Genomic DNA, 24,685 nt, shown 5'->3' on the forward strand with positions numbered 1-24,685 from the left:
TTAATAAAGACCACTTTTATGGGTGCATCGATTCATGGACTTGAACCGTGTAAATTTAAATTTATTAGTACATCTTGAGCTCTTATTAAAAGAATGTTCTGTCTCAAAAGCTGCAAAACAAGCTCATCTTAGCCAGACTGCAATGAGTGCAATTTTAAAGCAGTTAAGAGAAATCTTTGATGATCCCCTATTTATTCGTGAATCGCATGGCCTTAAACCTACGCCTAAGGCTTTAGCCTTAATGCCTAAGGTTAAAACCTTTTTAACCTGCGCCAATGAAATCTTTGCCAATGATAAATTTGATCCAAGTACCGAAGTAGCGGTTTTTAATTTGATTTTAGGAAGCCATGGCGAATTGCTGATTTTATCCAAATTATCCGCCTATCTTGCGCAACATGCCCCCAACTTTACCTTAAAAACAGCCTGGGTAACGAAAGATTTGGATTTAGATAAATTGTTAGGCACCACAGAGGATTTTGCGATTGCAGCTGACTTTCTACCCCATGGAACTATTATTAACAAGGAGTTTTTACTTGAAGAAGAGATGGCCTGTGCAATGCGCAAGTCACACCCTTTGGCTAGTCAAGAATTGACCCTAGACCTATTTATGGCAGCAGAACATGTGAATATACAATTTATTGAACAAGCCTTGGTGAAACAATGGATTGATTTTGGCTTTAAGAGAAAAATTAAAATAACCGTATCGAATTTAATCAGTGCACTTGAGGTAATTCGCGATACGGACTACCTGGCAATTGTTCCGCGACATTTGGCTATGTTCTTAAATGATAAGGATCACTTTGCGATAAAACCGCTGCCTTTTCCAAAAAAAACGTTTACGATCAACGTGTTCTATCACAAACGTTATGACAATTACAAACCACTACTATGGCTCATTAAGGTTATTAAAGAGCAATGCCTGTAAGCTTTTCCAGGACTCCCTTCATTATGTACAAACACTGTGCGATTATTTTGCAATAAAATTATAGAGCACATATGTCAAGACAAGTACTCACTGATGAGATATGGATGCATCTTGAAATAACGATGCGATTTCCCGGCTGTCATAAATGGAGTAATGATCGTAGTGTTATGGAAGCTAAGAACAGAAACGCCATGACGAGATATTCACAAAGAAAAAGTTGAATCAGCGGAGGATATTCCAGAATAAGTCAGAAGTGTAAGAATGAGGCCTGTTATCCCTCGTTTTATTTACGCATATCACTTAATTCTGTTTCCTCTATTAAGCAACTTGCATATGAAATATAATTGTACTATCATTTCAATTGAAAGGAGATTCAAAATGAAAACTATTAGTAGTACACAGCATAAAGAAGAAATTGTGTTGTCGAAGGCCTTATGTAACTTGGCAAAATTTTATTCTTTAACCGGAAAAGACTTAGGTAAAATCATTGGTATAAGTGAACCCAGCGCATCTCGTCTCAGTCAGGGGAAAAAATTAATCTCACCTCATACAAAAGAAGGTGAAATCGCGCTGCTCCTTTTAAGGATATATAGAAGTTTAAATGCTATGGTTGGGAATAATCATGAAAAAGCTAAATTATGGCTCAATAGTCAAAATAAATATTTTAAAAATAAACCTATTGAAGAAATAAAAACTATTCCCGGTTTAATTAGGGTACTTAACTATTTAGATGCAATGCGCGGTAAATTATGAGTATTTGGACCGAATGTGAAGGTTTAAAGTTTTTCAAACATTTGGAGTTGGAGCCGTGGAGAATAGTTGAGGATCAATATCGCTCAAGCTCTAGAGATTTAGTTGAGAGCAGCGAAGAACACGATCTTTTAGAAAAATTATTAGATGATTCCAAACCTCAAGCAGCCAATAATAAACACTATCTAATTTTTACTCCTTTTAGGTATCCTCCACTTGAGTATGGATCTCGATTTGGTACTACTTATGAGCCTTCGCTATGGTATGGATCTTTATCTCTGCAGACAGCCTTTGCAGAAGTAGCATTTTACCGTTTAAAATTTTTTGATGATACTTTAGCTAATCTAGAGTACATTGAGATTCGAATGACTGCATTTAAGGCTTATATAGATACAACAAATGGAATTGACTTAACAAAGTCTCCGTTTCAAAAATATCAAGATAAAATTTCAAGCAAAACAAATTATGAACAAAGTCAACTTTTAGGTACAGAGATGAGAGAGGCCAACGTTGACGCATTTGTATTTGCTTCAGCAAGAGATAAAAATGCTGGGGAAAATGTTGCAGCATTCACACCAGACGTCTTTAAAATTAAAAATAAAGAATATATAACTAATTTACAAAATTGGCGGTGTATCGCAAACAAAAATATTATTGAATTTAGTCGTGATGAAATTTTACAGAGAAAAAAACTGGAATTTTCTAAAACTGAATTTGAAGAAATTAAATAAGGTGAATAAAGGGTACAAGAAGAGTGCACATTATTGCCTTCACATTTATAAATATGAGATAACTATGAAAGAAAAAATTGAAAAAACGTTTGAGTCCAGCATAAAAGGGACCATATTTGAAAAAGTTTGTCATTTAGCAGAATTAAATCAAGAGGAAGAATTAAGAGATTTAACTTCTGGAGAGAGTATCGATATCGTACAAGGTAATTATTTACCGGTAGGTTATTTAGCTAAGAAAGGAAAACTGGACGCTGTGATGTTGTTAATTGAAAAATTTGCTGCGAATAAACATCATGCAGCCCTGTGTGCCGCTTGGGGTGAACAGGAAGAGTTAATTAATTTACTTATTAGCAAAGAAAATGATGCCCGCCAGTTTGATGAGCTTATTTACCATATTACCAGAGGGTTTGTTCGACGTTTTAATCGAGATATCGTTGCTGCTTTATGGGTATTGCGTAGATCTTCCGATGGAATTACAACTTTAATTAACCGATTTGTCGATGAGGATTTATTTTTCAAAATTCAATACGATGAGCTATTTTTAGATCAGTTCGCCTCCAGTTTAGATTCTAATTATTTTTTTGCAGAATCCTGTTTGGCTAAGGTTCAATTTAAATCAGCAGGAGTAGATTCTTCGTATTTAGGAGTAAAATATCAATATATGGCACTTGCAGAATGGAACTATTTTCGCGATCTGCGTTTGTGCATAGTTGATTACCAACTTGAACCTTTACAAGCAGAAAAGCTATTGGCAGCGACGCAAGGACTCCGGATTTGGCTTTTACAAGCAGTGAGACAACTGTCTATGGGCTTATACATTGATGAAAATGGTATGCTGCAAAACACCGATAATGAACGGCCAAAACTACCGATTGAGATATTATTTCATATTACAACATTCGCGTTTAATCTACCTGAAATTTGTGATGCCCGTAAAATTATGATTGCTGAAAATAGACGATTAAGTAATGCAGTCATTGAAAAAAATGAAACCGAAATGAGTTATAGCCATTACTCTGTCATACCCCAGGTCTTATCTTTTTTTGGGATAAATGGACCTAAGGAGAAGAAAAAACAAATTGAGGGGTTAATAAAAAGAGAGGAAGACCGATATGAAAAAAGAATATCATGTATTCCACCACCCTAAGCCAAGTGAGGATAACGGCTGGCTCACTCCAGCCGAACCCTCTTAGGTAGGGTCGAGAACTGATTCGGTGAACCCCATAGCTGTCAGGCAAAGGATTAAAAGCTCTCTCTAGTAGAGAGAGCTTGCTCGAAAGAGGTTCTCTTTTTTATATCTTTTGTTACAAAAAGAACATCTTGAGCTCTTATTAAGAGAATGTTCTGTCTCAAAAGCTGCAAATCAAGCTCATCTTAGCCAGACTGCAATGAGTGCAATTTTAAAGCAGTTAAGAGAGAGCTTTGATGATCCCCTATTTATTCGTGAATCGCATGGCCTTAAACCTACGCCTAAGGCTTTAAGCCTTGATACCTAAGGTTAAAACCTTTTTAACCTGCCCCAATGAAATCTTTGCCAATGATAAATATGATCCAAGTACCGAAGAAGCGGTCTTTAATTTGATTTTAGGAAGCCATGGCGAATTGCTGATTATATCCAAATTATCCGCCTATCTTGTGTAACATGCACCCAACTTTACCCTAAAAACAGCCTGGGTAACAGAAGATTTGGATTTAGATAAATTGTTAGGTACCTCAGAGGATTTTGCGATTGCAGCTGATTTTCTACCCCATGGTATTATTATTAATAAGGAGTTTTAACTTGAAGAAGAGATGGCCTGTGGTAGTAAATATTTTTTCCCACTGATCCATGGAGATAGGCCTGCCAATTACCTTGATTTTGACTAGCAAAAGACATGTTTCAGATTGTTATGAGAAATAGATAAACCAGTGTAGGAATTATGAAATGATATTTAGTGCACCCATTCATAGCAGTGAATCTCCCTGGGCTTAAGATAGCAAGGATGATTGGATCCAAGCAATCATATGGTTTATTAGACTAAAAAAACGTCAATGTAATATACATAAGCAAAGAATTCTAATTATTGTTGTTTTTCTTCAATCATCGATATTAGGGCAGTACTAAGTTAAAGCAGGGGATTGTTCAGAGCGTATAAGTAGTATTCTACGAGGTGGAACTTGCAACAACCTAGAGGGGCAGGCCTTGAATTTAGATAATTATTTCTTAGCAATGTTATATTTGATTTATCTAAATCGTCAATAAATTCAGCAAATTTTAATTGATAACTCACAATTAATGTACTGATCCTATTAATCTTTCGACAAAGTGGCGTTATCGAAAAAGATTCCTTGGTTTTAGATGTTGAGTAATTTAGCCGCATTTAAGTAACTTATTTTCATTTTATCTTCATCGTCCAATTGCACAGAATCAAGCCATTGGCTTGCTTTTAAGTTATCTTCATAAGGGTAGTCAACTGAAAACATGATTCTATCTGTGCTAACTGTAGAAATTGCATGCATCAAGGACGGAGTATCAAAAAAACCACTTGTTGTTAGGAATATATTAGTATTTAGATACTCTGTAATGGTTCTTTTACATTCCAATTTTTCCCGCCAGCCTTCTTCATTTAGCCGATGATCAAGTCGCCAAGCCCAAAATGGAAGCATTTCTCCCATGTGGCCTATGATAATTTTAAGGTTTGGATACTTATCAAAAAGTCCTGATAGCATTAAGCGCAAAACATGTTCGGCTGTTTCAACATGAAATCCCCATGTTGAACCATGTAATGCCTGGTAGGGTGAATAGGTCGCTACTCTTCCTTCAGGAATCCCTCTGGGATGTAAATAAACTGGGATGTTATTGCCATGAATGTATCCCCAAAATTCGTCAAATGCCTTTTCATCCAGGTATTTTGCTGGTGTATAGTTGCTGCTATCGTATCCATTAATTAGGCAGCCAACTATTTCTTGTGCACCTTGAATACGTTCAAGCTCTTTGATGGCAAGTTCTGGGGCATAAGTGGGGACGCAGGCAAATGCTCGAAATCTACTTGGAGACCGAGTAACACAGTCTATTAAGTAGTCATTCCACTTTTGGGCACATAATTCTAATTGCGATGCTAGCGCTAATGATTGCAATCCTGGGGTCGTTACTGAGAGCACTGATAAGTCAATTCCCGCTTCATCCATACTCTCAATTCTTAGCTGATGTATATCTTTTAAACGAGCTAAATTTTGACTAAACTCGAAATGACTCTTGTGTTCCAAAATTAAGTCTCGACCAGGAACAACAATTGCCTCCTCTAAAGCAATCCTTTTCATTGTCTTCCTATTCCATCCGTTAATATAGATAAGTCTAGTACATTATTCATGGAGAGAAGGATATTAGATCCACAAAATATTCAATTTATCCTGATCGTCAGTAGGTTCAGCAAATTGTAATTGATAACTTGCAATTCAATGCATCAACCGATTAATCACAGATATTCCAGATAACGCGCTAGCAGCTTAACTACGCTTAAAATAACTTCAATTACCAGCTGGAACAATTCGAGCGACTTAAGCATTCAAATAATCAATATTTCAAAATTGCAAAGACCTTGAAAAATTATTGCTATTTAATGGTTCGTTAATAATTTGAACGTAAAATATGAATTATGGTCAAATAAGTCAATAAGAGGTCATATCATGCATAGTAATAAAGAAAAAACTGAGAAAAAGGAAAAAGCTAACGCTGAGTATCATCTTGCTTCTTTAGTAAAAGAGACTAATCAACAAAATGGACCAGGTCATGTATCAATTTCAGCTGTGAAACAAAGAGAGGGTCAAACCAAGATAATGCATACAAGCTTCTTCCCCGGAGCAGTGGGCTCCCTTGTGAATGCAGTTACCTTAGGATCAGTGCCGGTTGGAGGGCAAATTGCTGAGGATCCTAAACAAGACATTGATGAAGCAGATGCAGTTCTTGTCAAAAAATGCAGTAAAGAAGAATATAAAAATGCGGTAAAAACCCAGAAAAAATTCCATGGTGAGGTTAAGGAGGGAACACGCGCCTACTCTGTTTTTGGTCCTATAAACCCAATTTCTTATCCGATTGCCTCAGCTTATGGTGCATTTTATAGCTCACAGTTAAGTGCGAAGAAATTTAAAAGCAATCAGGGGGGAGCGCCAGAGGATATGTGCGGAATTGAGGTATACGATGATAGCAGTCATGTTAAAAAAGACATTGGAGTAGATAACTGTTGCAGTTCAGCTACTAATATCTGTAACGGAGCTGGAATTCCTGTAGCGAACCCTTTAGTACCATCTTTTTTTACTAAGGAACTCCAAAAGCACGGATTTCAGACAATCGATAAGAAAGAATTTAAATCTAAGTTTGGATTCAGAGATTAATTGAATTAGCTACTATTTTATTCGCCATTCAAGCTACTAAAGCCTAAAATGGCGAGTAACATATCCTAAGAAATTTCTTAGATAGAGATAGATTTGGTGATAAGCTTACCGTTAATTTCTAAAATATCACTAACCAGCAGACTGCAATTCGTGGAACGATGATCACTCTCTACATATTTTGATGTAATTTTCCTATTTATATCTAGATCGATTGGGTCCTGAGTAATGAAAAAAAACATAGGGGCTTGCTTTATATTTTGATTATTTTTTCTTTGCAACGGTTAAGTTCAATTATCCTGATCGTCTATAGATACAGTAACTTTTAATTGATATTTCACCGTTCAGGGACTGACCTTATTAATCGATTGTTAAGAAATTTGATCGCTCACAAAATTAGAAAAAAGAGCTCATTCAATGCCTTTAATTCGCTTAGAGAATGTGTTACGGACTGGGAAAATTATGATGGCACAAAAATATTTGACGGGATCAGCGACTGACCCCGATATAAATTTTAATTGAGTATGAAATCCATTCTTTGGAGATAACTTGAATCAGATTCCTCGTCCCTTTTTTGCAAAAAGGATTGTGAAACATTATGTCCATTGCCAAAAAAAGATAATGAAGATTCTGAAACTCTTGGACTGGGCGTATTCTCGCTTATTGGTACAAATTCTGGAGCTTGCGGACGAGAATCTGATGCGTCATGGCTACTTGTATAATCATAAAAAGTATCATCGCTAAACCACCGATTTGTTAGTCTATTGCTGGTAGAAATAGCTGCTGGTTCCGCTTTAGTTTTAGGCGTATCTTCATGGATGCTTGGTTTTTTAGTCTCAACTGGAGCTGGATTGAGTGAGGTTACTTGATCTAGATTGTCTAATTGTTCTGCAAAATTTGATGGAGTTGCCCAAGGGTCATTAGTCAGAAATATACCTCCTGCCTCTAATAAGTGTCCTGTAAGCGTGACACAGTTATATACTTCTGTATGTTTTGGATTTCGTAATAAAATACGGTGAATATAGTCAGAAGCTTTTATTCCAGGGAGCAGTTGATAACACACTTCACCTGTATCAAATCCTTCTTTTATCCGAGTAAACTCGTTTAACATTTTTTGTTTATTAAGCCCATGTACTACAAATACTTTATCAGGTTGTAATGGTAAAATCTCAAAGGGCTCTAATAGATTTGCAAAATCCTCTTTGGGTCTAATGGCTTCTTGCAGGCAATCATCTTCCAGTTTTGATGCTAAGGTGGCTTTTAATGGCCATATTGACGTAAGTCCTCCAGCAGGCGTTGATTTGGGCCAGATACTCGAATAATGTCCTGGATTATCGCTAAATTTCATTGAAACATGGCCAAGGCTATTAAATCCAGTGGACCAAACAAAAATGGTGACTGAATCGTTATCAACGGATTCTTCTAATTGGATTGGTTCGATACTGACGTTTTCCTTTTTACTTAGCATAAAGGATTCCTCCCTTTATTGGTTATTTAAAACAGCAAACCAAATCAATGCTGTTGATGCGAAGAACATCTTTGTTAAATTTGGAGCAAAATATTATATGGAAGAATGGAATTGGTTACAAGGGCACGCCTTCATGAAAATTATTAAAAACATGTAATAACATAAAGGATAACGCCCTCTAAAAGGGCGTCAGATTTTAATTGAGCCAAGTAAACCAATTAGTTCACTATGGAGTCGTATCTTGAACAGTAGTCCAAATCAGATTCTTCTTCCCTTTGTGCGGTAACCGGTTCATTACTAAAAAAGGAATCAGAGCACTCTGAAGCTTTTGGAGAAGCTCTATCCTCATTGCGACACTCAAAACCAGATACTAATTCTTGTTCTGTTGATGATATTTCTATCTGAACTTCCACTTTCTCAGGCTCATCAGTAAACTCACTATGATGAGAGGGCCAATCATGGTTGTAGTTACTAAAGCATTTAGTCGTTGGATCTGTGCTGGATTGAGCTTCTTGCGGGGTAAAAAATCCTATTAACGAATTAAACATGCGTGTAAACAAACCAGGATTTTCTTCAGTAGAGATCGTTTGAGTTTGTTCTGGAACTGTTTCGATGCACTCCAAACTTTGCTCTTTAGTTGAATCTGTTCTTGCTATATTTTCACATAGAGAAGCAAAATGACTATTAATGCTGGATGGTGTCGGAAAGGACAATATGCCATCGGGCCTCTTCATACCACCTGCCTCTAAAATTCTACTTACTGCTTCAGCACAATTAATTACTACAACGGTTGAAATTTCAGAATCAATAAGAGCTCTATCAAACACCTTAAAGCCTAACAACATATTGGATGTGGAAGTATTACTGTTTAAAATTGCGGTTGTAGTTTGTGTCATTGAGCATGGTGTTAAGCTGAAGGAAGCACGGCCTGAATTCATTAATTCCTGTAAGTTATCCATCTCTTCCATAGCCGCATCCATATTCTCTATTTTGTCAGTAATATCGTAAGTAGCATGAATAGGACTGTCCGAACTAGATTGGGAACTATGATTTACTGCTTTAGTAGGAAAAACGTACATCGATGAAATTGAAAGTGGTGTTAGTGGGGATAGCTTATCATTTGGATAAACACTAATCAGGCGTGTTTTACCCTCATGAGTAGCTTCTATTGAAACATGGCCGGTACCACCTACTTCTGGATGCTTGTGATAATTTACCACTACTTTTGAAGTAGTTTTGGAAATTTCGATTTCATTTTTAGTTAGCATAACACACCATGATTAATATAGGGGCATGATGTATTATAAGAAATCAATATTAAGGTAGTATTAAGTACGGTAAAAGGTATTACTGAAAAATCAAGAAAATGGATTTCCTCACCACACTACTATAAGATCAATTTCTATTGAGACCAGGGAGTTGGTTCATCATGAACAATACAAAAATGATTGCGGCTATTTGTATAGGCAACGCCATGGAGTGGTACGACTTTATGATTTATAACTTCATGCTGCTTTTTATTGCACAAACATTTTTCCCCAGTCATAACTCGATTACCTCGTTGCTTACCTCCATGGCGAGCTCAGTGTTGCCCTTGTAATTCGACCTGTTGGTGGAATGTTATTGGGCGTCTGGGCAGATCGGCATGGACACCATAAAGCATTGTTATTACTTAGGTACTTTAGTTTTGGTTGAAGGTATCTTGGGTTTATTGATTGGTGCCTTTTTTGGAGTAATAACAGCAGTTCTTACAGAGCTATTCCCCGCTGAAATTCGCTCTACCTGTTTAGCCATAAGCTATAATGGGGCGGTTATGCTCTTTGGTGGCTTTGCTCCTTTTATTATTACTGCATTAATCGAACAGAGTAAAAACCAATGGTTTTTACATATTATTTAATGATTGCAATAAGTCTAAGCTTTGTTGCTGCTTTGTATATTGCCAAAACATAGAAGTATTATGACTACACGAGAATAGTTAACGAAACTCATAGCTCCGTCGGAAAAATTTCGCGTAATTAGTACAGTTCATGAGTTATCCGTATTATTCGCCGATGATAGAGGCAGATGATGAATTATTTTGTTTCAATAAAAATATGAATGGTAACATAATGATAAAACTCCACATGATAAATGTGAATGTATTGATATAAGAGACCATTAAAGATTGTTTATTCAGCTCATTCAACAATAAGGCTACAGCTTGTGGATCTGTGACTTTAAGATGCCAAGGACGTAGGTATTCCATTATTGCTGGATTGTAAGGGTGAATAGAACCACCGATTTGATTCCATGCCATTTGAGTGTGTCGACTTAAAAACGTGATAGTAATAGAAATCCCAACTGAAGAACCTATGGTGCGCAATAGACTGAACAATCCAGCTGCTTCAGCACGAGTAGAAACTGGTAAAGTTGAAAATGCAACAGAGGACAATGGAACGAAAATCAAGCCTAGCCCAAATCCTTGAAGTATTAATGGCCAAATGAGCCAGGATAGACTTACATCTTGAGAATAATGAGTCGTGATATAAATCCCTGCAGCACTCAATAACACTCCTATCGAAATTAACCATCGAGATTGAATTTGATTAATCAACTTACCAACAATCATCATACTGAACATACTGGCTATTCCGCGAGGAGCCATAATTAATCCCGCTAGTAAAACGGGATAATTGAGTAAGCCTTGTAACATCTGGGGCTGGATAACCATCGTTCCATACATACCTAATCCTAGAACGGAGAGTAATATACTCGAAAGAACAAAATTACGGTCTTGAAAAATAGCAAGGTCAAAAAGAGCATTAGTTTTATTTTTTATACTGTATACTACGAATCCACACAAACTGATAAGACCTAAAAATGCAGCAGTTCGAATATCTAAAGCTGCAAACCAATCCATCTGATTCCCGCGGTCGAGAACATATTGAATGCAGCCCACCGCTAAAGTAATGAGTATCATGCCAATCCAATCCATCTTGCGTTCCTTTTTAAGAGTATCAGGAACAAAATGGGATACCAACAGCGCCGCAGCGATTCCAAATGGTATATTGACATAAAATGTCCATCGCCAACTGGCAATCTCTGTAAGATAACCACCAAGTGAGGGGCCTAGGATAGGTCCTACCATCACTCCCATGCCCCAAATGGCCATAGCTTTACCACGTTCGTTATCCGGAAAAATATCGGTCAATATGGCTTGGGATAAAGGAACTAACCCGGCCCCAAAAATACCTTGAAGCAATCTGAAAACGACCATTTGCACGATAGAGGTTGCCGCACCACATAGAGCAGAGGTGATGGTAAATCCGATAATGGATAAAAGAAGATAAACTTTTCGGCCAAACCTATCCGTAAAATAGCCAGTTAAAGGCATGAAAATGGCGGATGCTACCAAATAACTGGTTAAAGTCCAGGTTATTTCATCAGGACTAGTTCCCAATGAACCCTGAATATGAGGCAGTGCGACATTGACAATGGTCGTGTCTAATACTTGCATCAATGTAGCAGCCATGATGGCGATGGTTATTATCCAGCGTCGTGAGGCTGGTAACGTGTCTGCTGGTTGATTCATGAGATTTTACTCACTTGATCTCGCTGCGTGGATTGTAAGTCTACAGTTACCTTGGCAGAGGTCCCCAGTCGTAAAGGATATTGTGAGTCTGGTTTTGTGATTTGAATACGGACGGGGACACGTTGTGTTACTTTGACCCAGTTTCCAGTGGCATTCTGAGGCGGCATTAATGAAAACGCCGTTCCGCTTCCACCGCTTATACTACTCACAATCCCCGTAAATTGTTTATGAGGGTACATATCAATTTTAATCGTTGCTCGTTGATTTTTTTTGATATGCTCAAGTTCAGTTTCTTTAAAATTTGCATCGACCCAAAAGGTGCTGTTATCAATTATCGCAAACAGTGGTTGGTTTTCTGAAACTACATTTCCTATCCTAAGAGACAGGTTGCTAACCAAGCCGCTAGTTGGTGCAACCACATGTGAATAAGATAGTCTCATTTTTGCTTCTTTGAGTTTGGCTTCTGAAAGTTTTAGGGCCGCTTTGGCGCTTTTAAGTTTAGCTTTTACATCATCTCCCGCTTGAAGAGACATTACTTCGTTTCTGACTAGCTCTTTGGTCCTAATTGATGTCGATTGAGCATGTTGTAGATTGGTTTTATCAATTAGATATTGTGCCTCAGCCTGTTCCACTGCCACTTCAAAAGGAGTAGGGTCTAACTCAAACAGCATTTGACCTTTTTTAACAAATTGATTGTTATCCACATAGAGGTGTTTTACCTGACCGGTTACACGCGATGCAATCTGTACTATATTGCCATTGATATAGGCATCTTCTGTGCTGACGTATTGTTGTGAAATGAACCAGAAATATATAACGGCCAATGTCATCAATGTCACGCCGCTTGCGATTAGAAAACGTTTCCATTCAAGTGTTCTGCTGCGCAACCGATGTGTTATCGATTTTTTGATGATTCTTGAGTTACTCATAAGATTCCTCGGCGGTTTTCTTAATTTTTTGTAGTGTGGCAATACAGGCCTCTAATTCTGCTTCAGACAAAGAGGCGAGTAATTCTTTAGACAATTCATCTGCAGTGCTTCGTATCTGCCCAAGAGTCAATGTTGCTTTTTCAGTAAGGCAGATCACTTTGACTCGGCGATCGTAGGTTGCATCTTGTCGAATGACCCATCCTTCTTTAGTCAGGCGGTCAATTAAACCAACAACAGTCGGTGCTTCAAGACCTAATTTTTTAGCAAGCTGAATTTGGGTTAGAGGAGAAGTCTCAATAGAGAGAAAAACTAAAGCACGCCACTTTGCCTGGCTCAGCCCCAATGGTCTTAAGCGCTTATCAAGTAAGTTTCGCCAAGCTGCTGCAGTTTCATAGAGTACCATAGGGAAATTTTTCATCATTCTTAACCTGTTCGTAATTTCATGATTCGCTTTAAGTTATAAAATGCCTTGAAGCAAATAAATATCAATTGTGTGTACCAAAAAGTTCTCATTTTCAGAATACATTTTATCCTTGTCTCTATAATTCATATAAGTGATTATTCGTTTTTAAGGATGGAGTCCCCCACCCAATGCAAGATACAATTGAATCGTATCTTGATATCTTTGTGCCTGGGCATTGACATAGCCCAAGCGCGATTGAGCATACAATCGCTCTGCATCGAGGACTTCTAAAACACCTACCACGCCCGCAGTAAAACTTAACCTTGCTATACGAAGAGATTCTTTAGCGGTTAACATGGCTCTTTTTTGTAATGCAAGCTCTTCTGCATCATGTTTTAAGGCATTCAATAAATTGGTCACCTGATAAAATGCTTTAAGTACAACTTCTTGATACTGTGCAAAAGCAGATTGATATGCATGGACAGAGGCACGGCGTTGGGCACGCAGTGTTCCTCCAGAAAAAAAGGGAGTTGTAAAATTACTCAAAAGGCTCCATGCATTAGGGGATATACTTGATGGTGCTCCGGGAATTACTCCTTCCTGTAAAAGTGTGGCAGATAGAGTAATGTTAGGATAAAGACGCGCCGTAGCAATTCCAATATCGGCACTGGCCGCATGCAGACTGGCTTCGGCAGCAAGAATATCCGGTCTTTTATGGGCAAGCTCTGATGGGAGCTCTAATGGTAGTTTTTTAGGTAATGTAAAGTCTTTTAAATGAAAAATTAAAGAGTGTGGATGGGTGGGGATCACTCCCAAAAGAACATTAAGCGCATTTTGTGCAACATGTAATTGTTGGTAGAGAGCAGGCAATAAAGCTTCATCATTTGTTAACTGGCTTTGCGCACTTAAAACATCACTACGAGAAGAAGAACCCACGCTAAATGATTTTTGAATCAACTGTAAATTTTTCTTGTCATCTTGGATGATATCCTTAAGGACATCAATTCGTGCCTTAATCGTAGCAATGCTTAAAGACGTTGTTGCAATGTTACCCGTCAAGGTTAGAAATGCTGCATCCAACTCATGTTGTTGATATAAAGCCAATGCTTTTTGTTTTTCAATCGTTCTGCGTGTTCCACCAAAGACATCGAGGGTATAAGAAGCGTTAGGGCCTATTTGATAATAGGAAAAAGGTTCAATTCTGAGATTAACAGGTCCGAATGTGGCAGGCCCATATTGTTGTCTTCCAATACTCGCATTGAGACCTGCTTGAGGCCATAAATGTCCTTGGGAGGCTGTAACCAACTCTTTGGCTTGTGCTAAAGACTCTCTCATGGCGGCTAGAGAATAATTCTTCTTGATGCCTTGCTCCATGAGGTGGTTTAGTACTACTGAATGAAATTCCTTCCACCAGGTTAGTGATATTTTTTTATCCAGGTCTATGCGTTGATTCCCAAATTGAGTTGTCGATTTAGAAGAATATGATTGGTTAATTATTGGCGAGGGGCTTACAAAGTCAGGTCCAACAGCACATGAACATAAGATGATTGTCCCGATGAGTCCAATCAACTTTTGATAAGTAGGTCTCATATACTTCCCCTTTTCAATCTGGAAAAACAACGAATAGGTAGTAGGTTAGGGTGAGCGAGTATTGTCTCAGCGATTCTTATAGGTATGTTAATCATTACTTGACATATCTTATCTGAGGCTTCAAAGGGGATAACGCATTGCGAGAGAATTAGAGAATTCTTAGCAATAAATAAGAGAAAAAAACTCCGCCAAAACGATTGGTTACAATGGGCTCTCTTTGAATTTATATCCGCCTCAAAGGGCCAGCCAAGGCTTTTTTCATAACATAACTGCCAGTAAAGCTTCATTTGAAAACCAGTTAACAACTTAATAATTAGCATGCTAACATAACTTGAGATTAAACGATAGAGGATGAAAGTAGTCGAGGATTTTTGCGAAAATGAGGATTTGCAGCATAGTGTTTAACCGAATCAATAATCATCACTGATCACCTTGTTTCTAGTGGCTATATCACAAGCAATTATATAGTACCCACGTGTCCATGAAAGCCAAAAGGTATTCGATGAGGTAATTAAGGTAGTGACAGGAGGTCTAGTTAATAATTATTAATTATCCATAAAGTACTATAATTATCTGTGTGAGGTTAATTATGTACATAGATCCGATTGATGATGATGTTATTTCTTATAAATACGCGCCGTTCTATGCTGAGTGCGATCCAAGAAACGTGATTAATATAGATTCAAGGGAAGCCCATGGAATTTTCACCTCTGGCATGACTGAATGCGTATCATTTGCTTTCTTTGTCAAGGACAGCAATGAAGTTAAGCGTCTCTCTATGATCCATTTTCCAGGAGGCATTACAAGTTATACTTTAGATTCGCAAGTGGGAAAAGAAGTTATCGCTGCAATGGTGGCTAATGCGCCTAAAGATGCTGAAATTGAAGCAGTAATAGGATTTAACAGCTCACATTATCCAAACGGCTTGTTTGATGATGAAGAAATTTTAGAAGTTCTTGATAAACAACTTACTGAAATGGGATTCCAGCTCACTAATCTGCAACTTTGTGCAGGGAATGGGCGAAATTTAGATGAGTCAGGCTTCAGCTTCGGTATAAATTTTAACGGTAAATATGGCGAATTTATAAATTGCCATGGTCTAGTTGCAAAAGGGGAATTAAATTCAAAAGAGGCTTGTATAAATTACAGTGATACCCCCACAAACCTCTCTCAACTGACCTATTTGCTTAATTGGGTGCGTATACGCGGAGATAAGCAACGATGGGAAGAATTACAGAAGGACATACAACGTCTAGAAGAAATCCATTTCGATAAAGACTTTTCCCAAGTAAAGCAAATGTCTTTTAAATTGGCAAGGGAGGAAATTCCACTTAATAATCCGGCCCAATTGAAAGATATGATGCTAAGAGCGCGCGAAGGAGAAAACAAGGAGTTATGGAAACAAATAAAAACAGCTATAGTGCAAGAGATCGAACAAGGCACTGATAAATATGCATCCTTATTGAAATATAAAGCAATTTTAAAGTTACAACTTGTAAAAAACACTTTAAATCAATACGAAAGAAGTTTTTTTAGTAGAACGTTCCAGCAAGGAGAGCCAACCCATTGGCGACAAGTAAAAAAATATGATTCAGGAGGAGCAACCTCTGGCGCACAAGAGTCCACATCAATCGATTCTCAATCAGAGGATTCAGAAACATCTAATACCTTCAAAAGAGTTTGAACAAGCTAATTTTTATATCTAGCATAAGCAAACAAAAGAGGAGGGGCGACTTAATCAACAATAACCCTTTAATAAGGCTTATTAATGTGATTTTCAGTCTTAATTGAATCCACACCAGACTTGAAAAAAGCAATGGAAAAAAAGGAATCTATATAATAGTTTCTAATGAGTTTTCATTATTTTAGTATCTATATTTTTTAATTTACCAAGCAAAGTCAATGCGGCTGATAATGCTATATCTTCCTCTGGTCGAAAATCCATTGCAACAGCAAATCCTATATGATCTTCTTCAGGTAGAGTTAATTCTTTGTTCAAAATTGGCCTAACTTTATCAATCAGTGCCTGCATTGCAATATCATCTATTGATGTAAAATGCGTTTTTCTATTAGTTAGCATTTTTCCCAACGTTATATGTAGTGCATATTTCAATAAATATAGAGCATCTTCTTGCGCTTGATCTAGGTGACTTAACTGAATCAGCCCCGCTTCATTATATAAATGGGTAAATTCATATAACTCAGGTGAAAAATCATGGTTAAAAATATCTGATTGCTGCACATGTCTCGCTTTACATCTAAAGAAAAAAAGAACAGTTTTTTTTTCCTGCAATTCCGTAATTTTAAAACATCCTTGAAAAATAAAAGGGGCTTCCCACACAGCAACTAACAAAAGGGTTTCAACATTAATGCCGGTAAACTTCATTTTATTTGACATAATACACCAAATTCCTAATTCGATTGATTAGCTGATAGCATTATAGGCAAAAATGATTTGGTCTGCTCTAACTTTTCAGTAACATTTAGTGATCTTAATTGACCGACTTTATTTTGCTCTTGCTTTTGTAACAGCGGCTTTTCGTTTTAAAATAAGATGTATTGCGTCTAATTTTAAATAAGCCTGTTCTAAAATATCATGGGTATTATGAATTTAATCAATAGTTTATAAAAATAAACTAAATCTTGGGGTGATGTACCGATAATATTCTCGTTCAAAACTGTTCTCATCCCATTATCTGATCACATATTTATTTTTGAGAATTATTCCTTTATACAATCATGACAGAGGAAAAGCTGAGTTTAATGTAACCATATTCATGTCCAACCCCATTGCATATGGAAGTGCGACAATCTCTTTATTTGCAAGTACTCGATATAAAATAGTTGTGCATAAAGATGCGGCTGCAAATGAACCCGCAGAAAGCTGTGATGCCGGGCATGGTTTATTCTCGGCCATCAGATCAAATACATTAATTAAATTAGTAGACACCTCATCAGGAAGATGGGGCTTGATTCGATAAATAAGCTGTTTAAAGTAATAGGCATATTCCATGGGCTCCGCATTGTCCACACAAGAAATATTGAAAATTTCTTTAAACCAGTTTTTTGTCTGATTTGAAGCGGGTATATAAAAAGCAATTGCTCCCCACCCAGCACTAAGCGAGCTTATAACAGGTTTACTTTGTAAATAGCATTGTTGGTAGAGTGCAACGAGTCCTTTTACACTCAAGAAATCAATTGTATCTATAATAATATCCGCACTTCCGACAAGTTTTTGAGCATTTTCTTCTGAAACAGGTTCAATGATACATTCAACTTGAATCTCGGGATTTATCAATTGCATCCTTATTTTTAAGCGTTCAGATTTAAAATGACCAATATCAGTGTAAATATAGTTTTGACGATTTAAATTGTGGACATCAATTGTGTCGTGATCGACCAATATAAAATTGGAGCATCCCAATCGTACGAGTGCTTCTGCAATATAACTACCTAGACCACAACCCGCAATTAATATTTTTACTTCACTTATTTTTTTTTGAATATCATTATCTATATATCCATAATTTCTTGAAAACATCTCAGAATTAGACATGTAAATCTCCTATCTGTGTTTAGAAATAATTTTAATGATCAATTTTTTTTCTCTATTTGAAATGCTTTTTATATAAGATTCGATAAAGTTGATATAAAGAGACGGGTCAAAATTGAATAGCCTTTTCTCGAAACTACGTGGAATAACCATTAATCTACAGTCTTCCAGTGCCGTTACTGATACATGTCTTAAATAATTATCATGGTATGTTCCAAACTCACCGAATATATCACCAGGATGGATTTTCAAGATAGTTATTGATTTTTTGGATACAATAAGTTCTCCATTTAAAACAGCAAATCGCTCCTGATGGTGCTCTTTTTCACTAAATAGCAGCGATCCTTTTTTAAGATTTAAAAAATAACAATTTTTAATAAGGAAGTTAATTGTTCCCTTTTTTAAATGGTATAGGAATGATTTTTTATACTTTAAAAAAAAAGTAGAATCTATATCATCAATAGTTTTATCTGAAGTTAGGTAGTTTTCCAGGACATCTGGCCGAAAATTTTCATAGTCATCTTTTAAAGATTTTGGACAGTATTTTTTCATTAGAGGATAATTTATCGACTTCATGTTTTTCAGAAACTGCATATCAGGCATTACTACAATTGGAATTTCCACTCTGTCATTAAACTGTATGAGTTCCGTTGTATAGGGTCTATAACCGAGCAACATGTAATGTTTAAGTAAGCCAGGAGCACAACTTGCAAACGAAAAATAATTATTAAAATCACGAATTAACCTGGTCGAGATATGAATGGTTTGCAAAACTACAAGATATTTACCTCGTTTATAGCGCTGTACTGCAAGCCTTTCCGCAAATGCTATTGATTGGTTATGGGCAAGAGGTAACTCATGTAAAAAATACTTCAAATTATTTTCTTCTGGTACTAATCCTCGTTCTAAATAATGTACTCTGCATGCACTTGAAATATTTTTTTTATTCGTCGTATAGGTGTGTAATGAATTTTGTTTATCATCGAATTCATCTTTAAGAATTTTTTGTTGATGATCATAAGTTTCTTCAATCATCTTATGCTCTTCATGATAAACCTCATATCTGAACTTATATATCTTAATTTTTTCCTCTTCTGTTGAGGCTTCTTTGACAGGGATGCACTTTAAAATATGGTATTTGAGATAAGTTAATATCATGCTATTCCACCCTGAATTAGTCCAAAATTAAATCAAGATTTCTAAAGTATAGTCATAAATTATCAGGTGATAATTAAAATTAATTGAAATTAGTAAAATAAAAAGGCTGATATTATTGACATGCTGCTTTGGAAGTTAATTATCGATGTTCTATGTTGATAGAACGCTCTCTTGTGTGCCTTCCCCGATGCGTTAAATAAATTTATTTTTACTGGAATTATATCTATGGCAAAGGACCAAATGGATTTATTTCCTTTTCTTCATCCTCATCAAATAATACTTCTTCGAAATGAAAATCTTTTTTATGGGTTAATTCTTCATTGATTTTAGCTGACAATCCTGGAGATAATAATTTCTCATAATTTGTGATTAAATAATCAGTTTCTACCTTGGTTAATGAATTTCTGTAATCCTCATCCTCCATAATAAATTCTAATAAATGAGGCTGACATTCCCCAATACTTAATATCCAATGAGGTAAGGATTTAGGTTTTTGCGTAATTAATATATTTTTGCAATGTTCATTTTGTAAGATAGCGAGCCCTGTTTTTTCATTTTCTATAATGCATCGCAATAAATGATGGAACATAGCAGCTTCTGAACTATTCAGAACTTGAGTTAATTGAGTCATCATGTTTTTTTTTCTCAAGTGTTCGACATTTTGAAATAACAGGCCTAGGTTACGCTCTTCTTTAACGTTTAGGGATGAACAAATAATTTCTAAAATTTCATTGGGCAAATTTGAAAACAAAATTGGTACTCTCGACACAATATTACTCACATTGATCTACAATTATACATGAGTTAAATTAGATTTATGATGTCTTATGTATTCGAAAGAAAGCAAACCGACAATTGGTACTCTTTTTAAAGCAAATCGGCTAATTGCAAAAACTGTAAATCGAATTATTGTAGAGCCAGATAATGTAAGTTTAACAGATTGGGCTACCGAAGCTAAATTATTTATCAGTAAAGACGGTAATTGTCTTTCTTCAACAACGTTACTTGTTTACCAAAAGTATGTACCGACTTACTCATGTGGTGGACGTCGTTATGGAGTCCTAATTAATGCAGAAGAAGCCTATGTATATGATGTTAATACAAAAGATGCTAATACAAACAGGATCGATAAATTAAAAAAAAGAGATGAAAGAAAAGAGATTAAATTACAGAGTAAAAGCGCAGAAACTACAAGACTAAATCTTAAAACTTTAGATGAACTGGGTAAAGAAATTCAAGAGACAGAAAATGGTTTTGAAATGAATGAAGTTTTACTCGATGCACCAAAAGATTCATTAGTAGGCTTATTTGTTCGCGCTATAGAGTTTTCTCCGAAAGCGGATTTAAAAGATTATTATCTTAGCTTACTGGAAATGATGCTTATTCAAAAATATCTCAATGAGGCCTTCGATTTACCGTTGCTTAAAATTTGTCTCTATTATGAACGCGAAGGAAAGCTTGGAAATTTTCCTAGTCAAGATGAATTATTCACTCAGGCTAGAGCACATGGAATAAACAATCGGAATTACCCTGCATTATTTGAGAGGCTTTCCAGCAATTATGTTTTTCCTAAATACAATCCTATAACGTTAAAGGATTTTTTAGCACGATATGAGCCACAAGAAGTGTTGGATAAAGTCCGAGAGCAGGTTATAAAGAGTTTAATAGCAAATTATAAACCTTTTGTTCCCCGTGAAATCGATGCAACAACTATTCTAAACGAATTAGTGGATCTAGCAGTAGGTATTAATCCGGGACTCATAGATGAAACTATAAATTTATGTGTCTTTGCAACTTTAAAGGATCCTTCTTCACAAAAAACGAATGTTCTAGAACAACGAGAATATCTATTTTTTTCGACAACAGGGGAATCCTTATCACCGAATACAACGGCAGAGGACGATATAATTACGCCTTTCTATGAGTTTAAAAAGTAATTATATTCCCCATGGATTTTGTCAATGTAGGTCTAATCATTATGCTTCATAAACCATTTCTTCTTTAATTCGAGAAATTTGGCTTTCTGATTGTCATTTAAAAGTGCAAACATTTGATGTTGCATCATTATCTTACTTTTTAACATAGAGGCTCTTATTTTATTTACTTTCTCTATTAAAGCATCAAGTTTTGCCTCATCAATTTTATCAGTTTTAACCAAAGAGTTTATCTGACTTCGTAATAGTCTGAGTTGAGCATAGTTTTCTTTGAAGTCCACTTTGGCTTTTTCTTTATATGCTTTGAGTTTGGCTTTTTGATCTGCAGAAAGATTAAGTTCTTGTGCTAATTTATCAAATTGATGATGGGAATTACAATGTTTTAAATCACCAATACATGCAAAACTTGGCTGTCCTAAAGATAATACTAAAGCGAGTGTTGCTAGCCAGATAAGCTTTTTATTCATTATCAATTCCTTATAATTATTAAACCAACTTTTCTGTTTATTTATATCACCACGATGACTTTAAATGGAGTATAGTCTATGAGGCGAATAAATACGTTACTTTTTATATGCTACTAATTACTTGAATATTAATAATTTTTCTATAAACGATGACTCTTTATAGCTAAATATATTTTCTACGATTGAGTCAATTGATAAGAAGGGGGACTCAATTTTATTTTTTTATCTTTTGCAACGCTAAAAATTATTGCATCATGACAAAGAGTTTCAAGATCTTCGATTAATTTTTGTGTATATCCGTTATGGTGACGGATGTTATGTAAAACATTTTTAAATTGGAGAATATTAAATTGATTGTCTTGATTAAAACAGCTTAATATGAGTTCAAGATCTTCTATTCTTGCACGACTTCTTTCTTTAGAAGCAAAGTGTTTCGGTGTGTGCGTTATTTTTTGGATGTATCGTTCCATTTCATTTTTTATTGAACAAAAAGAAGCAGGTAAGCTTAAAGCCAGCTCTTTTTGGCGTGCGGCAAGTAATTTTGTTCGTGATGCTTGTAGTTTTTTTCCAGAATCTAACCATGAAGAATCATTTAATTCACCTTCGTCAACACCTAGAAATTTTAGCATTCCCAAAACATTTTCATGCAATGGAATAGAATTTTGTGAACGAAAAGCATTTTGCAATCCATAATGATTAAAAGATAAGGGTTGAATCTCTTTAATAAATTTATCAGAGTCCACAACGTAACCACTAAATAATGCATTTGATATTTGTATTGGTCCTGTGGTGCAGACGACAATTGATTTAATATAAAGATCACGCTCCTTATTCATTAAATAGTTGAGGAACTTATCATCATTTTTTTCTAAAATATGCTTAATTGAAGAGTATTCTTTGCTAAAAAAAAGATATTTAATCAAGTTTAATTGAGTTTCGAGATCTTTTCTTAATCTTTGGATTACATGTTCATGAGTTTCTTGTACATCGATTTTGTTAAAATCTAAAAATTTATTTTTATCAGTCATTACTTCATTAATGTATGCTCTGATTTTTAATGAAGAATTGGATGCATCTGGTGGAATGATTTCTTTGGATTTAGCTATATAAAGTGATTCAGAACGATTTTTCATAAATTTTAAAAGATGACGATTTATAAAGCTGTCTGCATTTAATTCACTTTCAGTTCGTTCAATAAAGTCGGTATCATAATGTTCGAGCCTTGAGATCAATCCACTTTGCACTCGCTCGATATTTTTCCTTGCAGCAATTTCATCCACAATAGCAACAAAATCATTATTTGACAGAATAAATTCCTTTTTACCCATTTTTAAACTACCAATGTTGAGGAGTATGGGCATTTCAGTTGCAATCATCTTGGGAAGATTGGATGTATCAACTGGAAAATCGAAATCTGTATAAGTGCCTTTTTTAAATACTGGTGACAGCCATCTTAAAATATCACTTGCAACAGCCAAATTCCCACCAGATTTTAAATTGCAAATTTCGTCTTTATAAAAATCGTATAACTTCTTTTCATTATCCGATTGGAGTGATGTATGAATTGTATGCGCATCAAGAGATATAATTTTATGTTCCCTGCAAAATTCGTGTAACGAAGTTACTGATGAATGTGTTAGTAAATTGGAGTCATATACTAAATGAATTGAATCAGTGGGATTTTTTTCACGCATTTCAATAAGGCGAATTTGGTTTTCCAAATTCATGAATACATTTGGATTATTAGTTAACCAGATTTTTACATGTAAGTTTGGATTATATTGATACATTTTTATTCTTAATTTTTAAGTTTCAATAAATTACTGCATATAAAAACTAGTTTTGTTTTAATTTCTGGCACGAATAATTAACGGACCATATATAAAAAAGCTTAGCACAAGATAAAAAAAAGATTTGCAAACTAAATTTAATTGATGAGTTTCGACAAATATGGTATAAATGTCGCGCTTTAAATACACACACGATTCGGCACATACGATAGGGTCCCTTAAGGGTTTCGTATGGGGAGCGTGGACGAATAACCCTGGAGAAAATAAATTATGAATATCAGCATGCGTGAATTGCTTGAAGCAGGAGCTCATTTTGGACACAGAACACGTTTTTGGAATCCTGAAATGGGTGATTATATATTTGGATCCCGTAACAAAATTCACATTATCAATCTTGAAAAAACAATGGTAATGCTCAACGATGTTGTGAACTATGTTGGCAGATTAGCATCTAATAAAGCAAAAATTCTATTTGTAGGAACTAAAAGAGCCGCCCAAGACAGTATTCGTGAACATGCGAAGCGTTGTGGCATGCCTTATGTCGATCATCGTTGGTTAGGTGGTATGTTGACCAACTATAAAACAGTTCGCCAATCAATTTTTCGCTTAAAAGAATTAAAAGAAATGAAAGAAAAAGGATTGTTTAACGGCATGATTAAAAAAGAAGCATTGATGCTTACCCGTGAACTTGAAAAATTAGAAAGAGGTTTAGGTGGTATTGAGCACATGGGCGGTTTACCTGATGCTCTGTTTGTTGTTGATGTTGGCTTCGAGCACATTGCTGTTGAAGAAGCTCATCGATTAAAAATACCCGTAATTGGTGTTGTTGATACCAACAATAGCCCAAGAAATATTGATTATATTATTCCTGGTAATGATGACTCCATGAGAGCAGTTGATATTTACGTCCGTTGCGTTGCTGATGCTATTTTAGATGCTAAAGGCAGTAATACAGTGGGAGTGGGTTCATCTGACGCTGAATTTGTAGAAGTAGTTGAACAAACTAACGATGCAGAAAAAGCTGGGGAATAATTAGATTTTAAAATAT

24 protein-coding genes are annotated in these 24,685 nt (G+C 35.7%); 10 read left to right on the top strand and 14 right to left on the bottom strand.

Annotated features, from left to right (window positions below):
• Positions 1–34 precede the first annotated feature (34 nt).
• The 5 genes from BW930_RS04255 to BW930_RS17260 all read left to right on the top strand — a co-directional run bounded on the left by BW930_RS04255 (position 35) and on the right by BW930_RS17260 (position 3,902).
• The gene (locus BW930_RS04255) at positions 35–925 is read left to right on the top strand and encodes a LysR family transcriptional regulator (RefSeq protein WP_058469553.1); all 891 of its coding nucleotides are present in this window, start codon (positions 35–37) and stop codon (positions 923–925) included.
• 378 nt (positions 926–1,303) lie between these two features.
• Positions 1,304–1,678, top strand: coding sequence for an antitoxin Xre/MbcA/ParS toxin-binding domain-containing protein (locus BW930_RS04260; protein WP_058469554.1), 375 nt, complete (start codon positions 1,304–1,306; stop codon positions 1,676–1,678).
• Entirely contained in the window at positions 1,675–2,406 is a 732-nt protein-coding gene (locus tag BW930_RS04265) for an RES family NAD+ phosphorylase (protein WP_058469555.1), read from the top strand. The genes BW930_RS04260 and BW930_RS04265 overlap by 4 nt, the downstream gene beginning before the upstream one ends.
• 64 nt (positions 2,407–2,470) lie before the next feature.
• The gene (locus BW930_RS04270; RefSeq protein WP_058469556.1) at positions 2,471–3,553 is read left to right on the top strand and encodes a hypothetical protein; all 1,083 of its coding nucleotides are present in this window, start codon (positions 2,471–2,473) and stop codon (positions 3,551–3,553) included.
• Positions 3,554–3,707: 154 nt separating this feature from the next.
• Positions 3,708–3,902 carry a helix-turn-helix domain-containing protein gene (locus BW930_RS17260; RefSeq protein ID WP_058469557.1) on the top strand — a complete coding sequence of 65 codons (195 nt, stop codon included), beginning with the start codon at positions 3,708–3,710 and terminating at the stop codon, positions 3,900–3,902.
• 838 nt (positions 3,903–4,740) lie between these two features.
• On the opposite strand, the gene BW930_RS04280 is transcribed toward BW930_RS17260, so the two are convergent.
• Positions 4,741–5,706, bottom strand: a complete 966-nt coding sequence (locus BW930_RS04280) for an amidohydrolase family protein (protein WP_058469558.1) — start codon at positions 5,704–5,706, stop codon at positions 4,741–4,743.
• A gap of 366 nt (positions 5,707–6,072) precedes the next feature.
• Here BW930_RS04280 and BW930_RS04285 point away from each other — a divergent pair, with 366 nt between their 5' ends.
• Positions 6,073–6,777: a hypothetical protein gene (locus tag BW930_RS04285; RefSeq protein WP_058469559.1), complete on the top strand. Its 705-nt coding sequence runs from the start codon at positions 6,073–6,075 to the stop codon at positions 6,775–6,777.
• 511 nt (positions 6,778–7,288) lie between these two features.
• On the opposite strand, the gene BW930_RS04290 is transcribed toward BW930_RS04285, so the two are convergent.
• The 3 genes from BW930_RS04290 to BW930_RS17295 all read right to left on the bottom strand — a co-directional run bounded on the left by BW930_RS04290 (position 7,289) and on the right by BW930_RS17295 (position 9,788).
• Positions 7,289–8,242, bottom strand: coding sequence for a hypothetical protein (locus tag BW930_RS04290; protein ID WP_058469560.1), 954 nt, complete (start codon positions 8,240–8,242; stop codon positions 7,289–7,291).
• A 218-nt stretch (positions 8,243–8,460) separates the two neighbouring features.
• Positions 8,461–9,510 carry a hypothetical protein gene (locus BW930_RS04295; RefSeq protein WP_058469561.1) on the bottom strand — a complete coding sequence of 350 codons (1,050 nt, stop codon included), beginning with the start codon at positions 9,508–9,510 and terminating at the stop codon, positions 8,461–8,463.
• A 134-nt stretch (positions 9,511–9,644) separates the two neighbouring features.
• Positions 9,645–9,788 (bottom strand): hypothetical protein, encoded by a 144-nt coding sequence (locus tag BW930_RS17295; RefSeq protein WP_165482278.1) that lies wholly within the window; start codon positions 9,786–9,788, stop codon positions 9,645–9,647.
• 99 nt (positions 9,789–9,887) lie between these two features.
• Between BW930_RS17295 and BW930_RS17300 the strand changes: the two genes are divergently transcribed.
• Positions 9,888–10,139 (top strand): hypothetical protein, encoded by a 252-nt coding sequence (locus tag BW930_RS17300; RefSeq protein WP_058469562.1) that lies wholly within the window; start codon positions 9,888–9,890, stop codon positions 10,137–10,139.
• A gap of 144 nt (positions 10,140–10,283) precedes the next feature.
• Here the strand turns inward: BW930_RS17300 and BW930_RS04305 are convergent, their stop codons facing one another.
• The 4 genes from BW930_RS04305 to BW930_RS04320 all read right to left on the bottom strand — a co-directional run bounded on the left by BW930_RS04305 (position 10,284) and on the right by BW930_RS04320 (position 14,735).
• Positions 10,284–11,813 (bottom strand): DHA2 family efflux MFS transporter permease subunit, encoded by a 1,530-nt coding sequence (locus tag BW930_RS04305; protein ID WP_058469563.1) that lies wholly within the window; start codon positions 11,811–11,813, stop codon positions 10,284–10,286.
• Positions 11,810–12,742, bottom strand: coding sequence for an HlyD family secretion protein (locus BW930_RS04310; RefSeq protein WP_058469564.1), 933 nt, complete (start codon positions 12,740–12,742; stop codon positions 11,810–11,812). Before BW930_RS04310 ends, BW930_RS04305 begins: the two co-directional genes overlap by 4 nt.
• Positions 12,735–13,163 (bottom strand): MarR family winged helix-turn-helix transcriptional regulator, encoded by a 429-nt coding sequence (locus BW930_RS04315; protein WP_238587919.1) that lies wholly within the window; start codon positions 13,161–13,163, stop codon positions 12,735–12,737. Before BW930_RS04315 ends, BW930_RS04310 begins: the two co-directional genes overlap by 8 nt.
• Positions 13,164–13,310: 147 nt before the next feature.
• Entirely contained in the window at positions 13,311–14,735 is a 1,425-nt protein-coding gene (locus tag BW930_RS04320; protein ID WP_058469566.1) for an efflux transporter outer membrane subunit, read from the bottom strand.
• A gap of 577 nt (positions 14,736–15,312) precedes the next feature.
• Between BW930_RS04320 and BW930_RS04330 the strand changes: the two genes are divergently transcribed.
• On the top strand, positions 15,313–16,419 hold the full coding sequence (locus BW930_RS04330) for a hypothetical protein (RefSeq protein ID WP_238587920.1): 1,107 nt from the start codon (positions 15,313–15,315) through the stop codon (positions 16,417–16,419).
• 162 nt (positions 16,420–16,581) lie between these two features.
• Here BW930_RS04330 and BW930_RS04335 read toward each other — a convergent pair whose 3' ends face one another.
• The 4 genes from BW930_RS04335 to BW930_RS04350 all read right to left on the bottom strand — a co-directional run bounded on the left by BW930_RS04335 (position 16,582) and on the right by BW930_RS04350 (position 20,215).
• On the bottom strand, positions 16,582–17,133 hold the full coding sequence (locus BW930_RS04335; RefSeq protein ID WP_058469569.1) for a hypothetical protein: 552 nt from the start codon (positions 17,131–17,133) through the stop codon (positions 16,582–16,584).
• A gap of 339 nt (positions 17,134–17,472) precedes the next feature.
• Entirely contained in the window at positions 17,473–18,291 is an 819-nt protein-coding gene (locus BW930_RS04340; protein WP_058469570.1) for a ThiF family adenylyltransferase, read from the bottom strand.
• Positions 18,292–18,300: 9 nt separating this feature from the next.
• Positions 18,301–19,446, bottom strand: a complete 1,146-nt coding sequence (locus BW930_RS04345; protein ID WP_058469571.1) for a Crp/Fnr family transcriptional regulator — start codon at positions 19,444–19,446, stop codon at positions 18,301–18,303.
• 223 nt (positions 19,447–19,669) lie between these two features.
• Positions 19,670–20,215, bottom strand: coding sequence for a hypothetical protein (locus tag BW930_RS04350; RefSeq protein ID WP_058469572.1), 546 nt, complete (start codon positions 20,213–20,215; stop codon positions 19,670–19,672).
• 58 nt (positions 20,216–20,273) lie between these two features.
• Here BW930_RS04350 and BW930_RS17305 point away from each other — a divergent pair, with 58 nt between their 5' ends.
• Complete coding sequence (locus BW930_RS17305) at positions 20,274–21,383, top strand: hypothetical protein (protein WP_238587921.1); 1,110 nt, start codon at positions 20,274–20,276, stop codon at positions 21,381–21,383.
• Between the two features lie 32 nt (positions 21,384–21,415).
• Here the strand turns inward: BW930_RS17305 and BW930_RS04360 are convergent, their stop codons facing one another.
• Together BW930_RS04360 and BW930_RS04365 are read right to left on the bottom strand one after the other, a co-directional pair.
• Entirely contained in the window at positions 21,416–21,847 is a 432-nt protein-coding gene (locus tag BW930_RS04360; RefSeq protein WP_058469573.1) for a Spy/CpxP family protein refolding chaperone, read from the bottom strand.
• Positions 21,848–22,023: 176 nt separating this feature from the next.
• Positions 22,024–23,637 (bottom strand): glycosyltransferase family 88 protein, encoded by a 1,614-nt coding sequence (locus tag BW930_RS04365; RefSeq protein ID WP_058469574.1) that lies wholly within the window; start codon positions 23,635–23,637, stop codon positions 22,024–22,026.
• Between the two features lie 267 nt (positions 23,638–23,904).
• Between BW930_RS04365 and rpsB the strand changes: the two genes are divergently transcribed.
• A complete protein-coding gene (gene rpsB / locus BW930_RS04370) occupies positions 23,905–24,669 on the top strand; it encodes a 30S ribosomal protein S2 (protein WP_115266191.1) in 765 nt (254 codons plus the stop codon).
• Positions 24,670–24,685 lie beyond the last annotated feature (16 nt).

The sequence above is a fragment of the Fluoribacter gormanii genome (assembly GCF_900156395.1).
Classification (GTDB): Bacteria; Pseudomonadota; Gammaproteobacteria; order Legionellales; family Legionellaceae; genus Legionella; species Legionella gormanii.

What these genes read in the sequence shown, in the direction of transcription:
- BW930_RS04255 (WP_058469553.1), top strand. Translation starts at nt 35, where the DNA reads ATGGACTTGAACCGTGTAAATTTAAATTTATTAGTACATCTTGAGCTC.
- BW930_RS04260 (WP_058469554.1), top strand. Translation starts at nt 1,304, where the DNA reads ATGAAAACTATTAGTAGTACACAGCATAAAGAAGAAATTGTGTTGTCG.
- BW930_RS04265 (WP_058469555.1), top strand. Translation starts at nt 1,675, where the DNA reads ATGAGTATTTGGACCGAATGTGAAGGTTTAAAGTTTTTCAAACATTTG.
- BW930_RS04270 (WP_058469556.1), top strand. Translation starts at nt 2,471, where the DNA reads ATGAAAGAAAAAATTGAAAAAACGTTTGAGTCCAGCATAAAAGGGACC.
- BW930_RS04280 (WP_058469558.1), bottom strand. Translation starts at nt 5,706, where the DNA reads ATGAAAAGGATTGCTTTAGAGGAGGCAATTGTTGTTCCTGGTCGAGAC.
- BW930_RS04285 (WP_058469559.1), top strand. Translation starts at nt 6,073, where the DNA reads ATGCATAGTAATAAAGAAAAAACTGAGAAAAAGGAAAAAGCTAACGCT.
- BW930_RS04290 (WP_058469560.1), bottom strand. Translation starts at nt 8,242, where the DNA reads ATGCTAAGTAAAAAGGAAAACGTCAGTATCGAACCAATCCAATTAGAA.
- BW930_RS04295 (WP_058469561.1), bottom strand. Translation starts at nt 9,510, where the DNA reads ATGCTAACTAAAAATGAAATCGAAATTTCCAAAACTACTTCAAAAGTA.
- BW930_RS17295 (WP_165482278.1), bottom strand. Translation starts at nt 9,788, where the DNA reads ATGACTGGGGAAAAATGTTTGTGCAATAAAAAGCAGCATGAAGTTATA.
- BW930_RS17300 (WP_058469562.1), top strand. Translation starts at nt 9,888, where the DNA reads ATGGACACCATAAAGCATTGTTATTACTTAGGTACTTTAGTTTTGGTT.
- BW930_RS04305 (WP_058469563.1), bottom strand. Translation starts at nt 11,813, where the DNA reads ATGAATCAACCAGCAGACACGTTACCAGCCTCACGACGCTGGATAATA.
- BW930_RS04310 (WP_058469564.1), bottom strand. Translation starts at nt 12,742, where the DNA reads ATGAGTAACTCAAGAATCATCAAAAAATCGATAACACATCGGTTGCGC.
- BW930_RS04315 (WP_238587919.1), bottom strand. Translation starts at nt 13,163, where the DNA reads ATGATGAAAAATTTCCCTATGGTACTCTATGAAACTGCAGCAGCTTGG.
- BW930_RS04320 (WP_058469566.1), bottom strand. Translation starts at nt 14,735, where the DNA reads ATGAGACCTACTTATCAAAAGTTGATTGGACTCATCGGGACAATCATC.
- BW930_RS04335 (WP_058469569.1), bottom strand. Translation starts at nt 17,133, where the DNA reads ATGTCAAATAAAATGAAGTTTACCGGCATTAATGTTGAAACCCTTTTG.
- BW930_RS04340 (WP_058469570.1), bottom strand. Translation starts at nt 18,291, where the DNA reads ATGTCTAATTCTGAGATGTTTTCAAGAAATTATGGATATATAGATAAT.
- BW930_RS04345 (WP_058469571.1), bottom strand. Translation starts at nt 19,446, where the DNA reads ATGATATTAACTTATCTCAAATACCATATTTTAAAGTGCATCCCTGTC.
- BW930_RS17305 (WP_238587921.1), top strand. Translation starts at nt 20,274, where the DNA reads ATGTATTCGAAAGAAAGCAAACCGACAATTGGTACTCTTTTTAAAGCA.
- BW930_RS04360 (WP_058469573.1), bottom strand. Translation starts at nt 21,847, where the DNA reads ATGAATAAAAAGCTTATCTGGCTAGCAACACTCGCTTTAGTATTATCT.
- BW930_RS04365 (WP_058469574.1), bottom strand. Translation starts at nt 23,637, where the DNA reads ATGTATCAATATAATCCAAACTTACATGTAAAAATCTGGTTAACTAAT.